General features: G+C 62.1%; 4 protein-coding genes and 1 pseudogene. 2 read left to right on the top strand and 3 right to left on the bottom strand.

All coding sequences use genetic code 11. The features are described from left to right. Positions 1-85: 85 nt before the first annotated feature. A pseudogene (gene fabF, locus Q427_RS27510) lies at positions 86-1350 on the top strand (beta-ketoacyl-ACP synthase II). A gap of 6 nt (positions 1351-1356) precedes the next feature. Here the strand turns inward: fabF and Q427_RS27505 are convergent. Further along, positions 1357-2376 carry a GlxA family transcriptional regulator gene (locus Q427_RS27505; RefSeq protein WP_043518760.1) on the bottom strand — a complete coding sequence of 340 codons (1020 nt, stop codon included), beginning with the start codon at positions 2374-2376 and terminating at the stop codon, positions 1357-1359. Between the two features lie 156 nt (positions 2377-2532). On the opposite strand from Q427_RS27505, the gene Q427_RS27500 reads away from it, so the two are divergent. Continuing rightward, positions 2533-2967, top strand: a complete 435-nt coding sequence (locus tag Q427_RS27500; protein WP_043518759.1) for a GFA family protein — start codon at positions 2533-2535, stop codon at positions 2965-2967. 164 nt (positions 2968-3131) lie between these two features. On the opposite strand, the gene Q427_RS29505 is transcribed toward Q427_RS27500, so the two are convergent. Together Q427_RS29505 and Q427_RS27490 are read right to left on the bottom strand one after the other, a co-directional pair. After that, positions 3132-4460 (bottom strand): sensor domain-containing diguanylate cyclase, encoded by a 1329-nt coding sequence (locus Q427_RS29505; protein WP_155833721.1) that lies wholly within the window; start codon positions 4458-4460, stop codon positions 3132-3134. Positions 4461-4621: 161 nt separating this feature from the next. Further along, positions 4622-5206: EAL domain-containing protein (locus Q427_RS27490; protein ID WP_043518758.1), on the bottom strand; the 585-nt coding region annotated here is incomplete at its 5' end.

The following is a 5206-nucleotide window of genomic DNA, read 5'->3' as shown; positions in this document are numbered from 1 at the left end:
CTCACTGTCCTACGCTGAATATTATCTTGATCATATCAAGCCCAGTGTTAGCGTGGCACAAACCCAAGCTGTTCAGGAATTTACCATGCAATCACCGCTCGTTATCACCGGCATGGGCATGATCAGCCCCCTCGGCTGCGGCGTCAAGGCAGGCTGGGAACGCCTGCTGGCCGGCCAATCCGGCATCTCCCCGATCACCCGCTTCGATACCGGTGAGCTGCCGATCAAGGTCGCAGGCTCGGTGCCCGGCATCACTGACGATCCGGAAGCCGGCCTCGACCCGGACCGCGTGCTCGACGCCAAGGAGCGTCGCAAGATGGAGCTGTTCAGCCTCTATGCGATGGCAGCCGCCGAAGAGGCGCTGACCCAGGCCAACTGGTTCCCATCCAGCGATGAGGACCGGCTGGCTACTGCCACTATTATCGGTTCCGGCATCGGCGGCTTCCCCACCATCACCCAGGCACAGAACACTCTGTCGACCCGCGGCCACCGCCGACTCTCCCCTTTCACCGTGCCGGCCTTCCTGGCCAACCTGGCGGCGGGGAATGTCTCGATTCGCTATGGCTTGCGCGGACCGATGGGCTGCCCGGTGACCGCCTGTGCGGCAGGCCTCCAGGCCATCGGCGACGGCATGCGCATGATACGCAGCGGTGAGGCCGAGGTGGCCCTGGTGGGCGGCGCAGAGGCCTGTATCGACCCGCTGTCGCTTGCCAGCTTTCATGCCATGAAGGCGCTCTCCACCGAGCAGGACGACCCCGCCAAAGCGTCGCGGCCCTTCGACCAGGCACGCAACGGCTTCGTCATGGGGGAAGGCGCGGGGCTGCTGGTGATCGAAACCCTGGCCCACGCCGAGGCACGTGGGGCGACACCCCTGGCTATCCTCAGCGGCTATGGCACCAGTGCGGATGCCCACCACATCACCGCCGGTCCGGAAGACGGCTCCGGTGCCGCAGCGGCCATTCGGTCGGCACTACGGATGGCGGGGCTGGCTCCCGATGCCATCGATCACATCAACGCCCACGCCACCTCGACGCCGGTCGCGACCGGGCCGAGATCGCCGCCCTGCGTAACGCCTTCGGCGACACTCTCGCCGGCATCCCGATTTCCGCCACCAAGGCGACCACGGGCCACCTGCTCGGTGCTGCCGGCGGCGTGGAGAGCATCTTCTCCGCCCTGGCGGTGATGCACGACCGGCTGCCACCGACCCTGAACCTGGAAAACGCCGACGATGACCTGCAGGACCTGGACTTCGTCACGGGCTCGGCACGCGAACATCGCAGCCAACACGTGCTGTGCAACGGGTTCGGCTTCGGCGGGGTGAATGCGGCGCTGATCGTCAGCAAGGTGTAGGCACGTTCAGCGATGTGGTGCTCGCCCGGCGACCGCGACAGTCTCGTGCGGGCGGGTTCCGAGGCGCTCCCGGTAACGCTGTGGCGCGACCCCTGCGTAGCGCTTGAAAAGTCGCCGAAAGAAGGCCACATCTTCGTAGCCGATGGCACGGCTAACCTGCTGAATCGTCTGCTGCTCGTTCTCCAGCAGATGGCGGGCGGCATTGATTCGCAGGCGGTGAAGGTAGCAGGTATGCGTCTCCCCAGTGGCTGCCTTGAAGCGACGGGCAAAGTTTCGTGGACTCATTCCCATGCGCCCGGCCAGGTCATGCAATCGGACCGGCTCGTTGAAATGGTGAAACAGCCACTCCTGTGCCCGCCGGATCAGCCTGTCCTCGTGAGACACCGCAGGGGGCTCCGCCGCGTACCCCATCTGCCAGACGCGTGGCGTCTCGAGCAGCAACGCCCTGGCCGTCTCCATGGCAATTCTGTGTCCACAGAGCTTCTCGACAAGATACAGGCTGAGGTCGACGGAGGCATATATTCCGCCGCTACACAGTACGTTCCCGCTTTCCGTCAGAAACCGCTCCGGCTGCCACTGAACCCGCGGGTAGCGACGCCGGCACGCATCCACCAAGCCCCAGTGGGTCGTCGCGAGCCGATCATCCAGAATTCCGGCCTCGGCAAGCAGCACGACACCTGCGCAGATAGCGGCCAGAGTGACACCACGCTCATGCCACTTGCGCAGCCAGGGGTAGAGCGCCATGTTGGCCGCACAGGTGGATTCCAGGTCTGCGCCCACCGCGGATACGATGATGAGGTCGGTTGATTCCACTTCCTCGATGGCACAGCTCGGCTCCAGACTGAGGTTCACGGCCGTGCGCACCCGCCGACCACCCTGAGACGCCGTGCGCACCCGAAAATGCGGTTCCACAGGCTCCCCACGCATGCTGTTCCACAGCACGCCGGCCGAGCTGAACACCTCCACCGGAGCAACCGCGGTCGAGGGCATCCCCCCCTCCACCAGTACCACGGTGACATCAATCATTACCCACCTCCGATGTCCGGATCGCCCCCACTTTATGTCGCGTCCGCCACTACCCGGCAGGAAGCGACGGGAGAATGCTGAATCCAACGCGTCCGAGGTGGGCCGAAGGGCAGGCCGATGGACGTATGCATTCCAGGCATGCAGAGGAGACGCAGCATGAGCGACGACACTACCTACAAGGGAAGCTGCTTTTGTGGCTCCGTACAACTACTCGTCAGCGGCGAGCCGGAGGCCATGGGCTACTGTCACTGCGACTCCTGTCGGCAGTGGTCCGCAGCGCCGATAAACGCCTTTACCCTATGGAAACCGGCAGCCGTGCACATCACCAAGGGCGAGGAAAACATCGGCACCTACAACAAAAGCCCGCAGAGTTTCCGCAAATGGTGCAAGACCTGCGGTGGCCACATCCTCACCGAGCACCCGGAACTCGGCCTGACGGATGTCTATGCGGCAATACTGCCTGAACTTCCGTTTACCCCCGGCCTTCACGTGCACTACCAGGAGAAGGTGCTCCCCGTTCCCGACGGGCTCGACAAGTTCAAGGATGCCCCCGAGGAGATTGGTGGCTCTGGTATCCGTTTGTCGGAGTAACGCGCCGAAGGCTCCCTGAGGCATTAAACCGTGGGTATAGAGAGGGATATGAGAAAGCGGCTATCCGCCAATACGTCGCCATCCTGCTTCGGCTGGATACTGCTTCCGACAAGGAAGGTATCGTCATCGAAGCCGACACGTAGGTTGGTATTCTCTTCAGGCAACTATAACCCTGGCACCAGGCTCTGACAGTCTTCGATATCGCCACTGGGCCGCACACGGTTGCGGCCTTCGGATTTTGCGTTATAGAGACAGAGATCCGCGCGACTGAGCAGCTGTTCCGGGCTCGCGTCATTATGGCGCAGCGTTGCCACACCGATACTCACCGTCACGCCAAACACGCCTTGGGGGCTGGTAAACGTCAGGCTGGCAATCACCCGGCACAATCGCCCGGCCAGCTGGCGCGCCGAGGCTAGATCACTTTCCGGAAGCAGGATGGCAAACTCCTCGCCGCCCATGCGCGCAAAACAGTCACTGGCGCGAATTTCAGGCGTTACCATCCTCACGAATTCCTTGAGCACGAGATCCCCGGCCGCATGGCCGTGGCGGTCGTTGATCGCTTTGAAGTGATCCAGATCAAGCATCAATACGCTGAGGGGGTGGCCATAACGCCGCGCCCGACTGTACTCCTCCTCCAGTTGACCCATCAGCACACGCCGGTTGGCAACTCCCGTGAGGGGGTCGGTTTGCGACATGTGCAGCAGTTTTTCGGTCATGCGCTGGAGCTCCGTGACATCACGGTAGAACCAGATACGCCCCCAGTAGTCGCCATTGCTGCCATGCAGCCCCCGGGAGTAGCGCTCCAGTACCCGGCCATCCTTCATCTGGATACGCACCCCTTGCTCCTCTTCGTCCAGGGAGGCATAGAGCTGCCTGATCCGATTTACGAAGCGTTCGGGATCTTGCACCTGTTCATTGACCGCCTGCAGCGCCGCTTCGCCGTCCTTTGCTTGCATGACCGCCTCGGGAATCTCCCATATCTCCAGAAAACGGCGGTTCCATGTCTTGATCCGGTTATCGGCATCCACCACCAGGATACCGTCCGGTGACTCATCCAGGTAGGCGCTCATCACGGTGGATTGGTAACGTGCCTCGAGCTCCAGATGCACCTGGTCACTGATTTCGTAAGCCGTACCCAGTATCCGGTTGACCGAGCCGGCCTCATCAACGAAGGGTACGAGACTGGTCAGCCAGTATGTCCTGCCGATGGGAAGATCCAGCATCTCCTGATAATCCGTGACGCCCTTGCTCTCGACACAACGCCGGTAATTGGCTTTGACGCCAGCTGCCATTGCTGGTGAAAGCAGCTCATCCACACTGCGCCCGGCTACCTCTTCATGCTGCATCCCGCTGTGCATCTCGTGACGGGCGTTGATCGCGGCAAGACGGTACTCATCAACGGAGACCACATCGATCACGAAAGCAGCAACACCGAGATGATCCAGCATCAGGCGCAGTTCAGCGGGGTCGTGATTGACACGGATCTCTTTCATTGCATCGACTGCCCCGATCACGGATGGCTTTCGCCAATTTCGGTGGTCTCAAGGACCAAGTACAACACTATTCGAAAGAAGCCCGGACCAGGGTCTGATTTCTTTAGCACCTTGCCGCAGATTTTCCTGGTGCTCTCACTGGAAACCAAGCTGCCAATAGCTCACGGCGCTGGTTGCTGGAGCTGGCCCACAAGGCGTTCCAGCGCTGCCACCTCGGCGGGCCGCCCGAACAGGTAGCCTTGGTAGAGCCTGCAGCCGATACCGGCGAGGTACTTCAGTTGCGACTCCGTCTCCACCCCTTCGGCAATGACCTCGACTTCCAGGGATTCACCGAGCCCCACGATCGAGCGCGCAATCGCCGCCGCCGCCGGATCGCTCAACACATCTTGGACGAAGGACTGGTCGATCTTGAGCTGTGACAATGGCAGGAGCTTCAGGTAGGCCAACGAAGAGTAGCCGGTGCCGAAGTCGTCCAGGGCGACCCTGATGCCAAGCCTGGAGAGTTCGGTGATCCTGGCTGCCGCCTCCTCGAGATCCTCGATCAGTACGGTTTCGGTCAACTCCAGCTTGAGGCGGCTGCGCACCGCGCCCGACTCATGGATGATCGCGAGCAGGTCGTCGACGAAGCCCGCTGACCGAAACTGCCGGGCGCTGACGTTGACCGCCAGGGTCAGGTGCGCCATGGAAGTGTCATTCTCCCAGAGCGCAAGCTGGCGGCAGGCCGTTCTCAGTACCCAGCGCCCCAG

Source organism: Halomonas sp. BC04 (assembly GCF_000568385.1).
This window is presented reverse-complemented; position numbering and strand designations above follow the sequence as displayed.

Coding starts and splice junctions, on each gene's coding strand:
- Q427_RS27505 (WP_043518760.1), bottom strand. CDS start 2,376: ATGATTGATGTCACCGTGGTACTGGTGGAGGGGGGGATGCCCTCGACC.
- Q427_RS27500 (WP_043518759.1), top strand. CDS start 2,533: ATGAGCGACGACACTACCTACAAGGGAAGCTGCTTTTGTGGCTCCGTA.
- Q427_RS29505 (WP_155833721.1), bottom strand. CDS start 4,460: ATGAAAGAGATCCGTGTCAATCACGACCCCGCTGAACTGCGCCTGATG.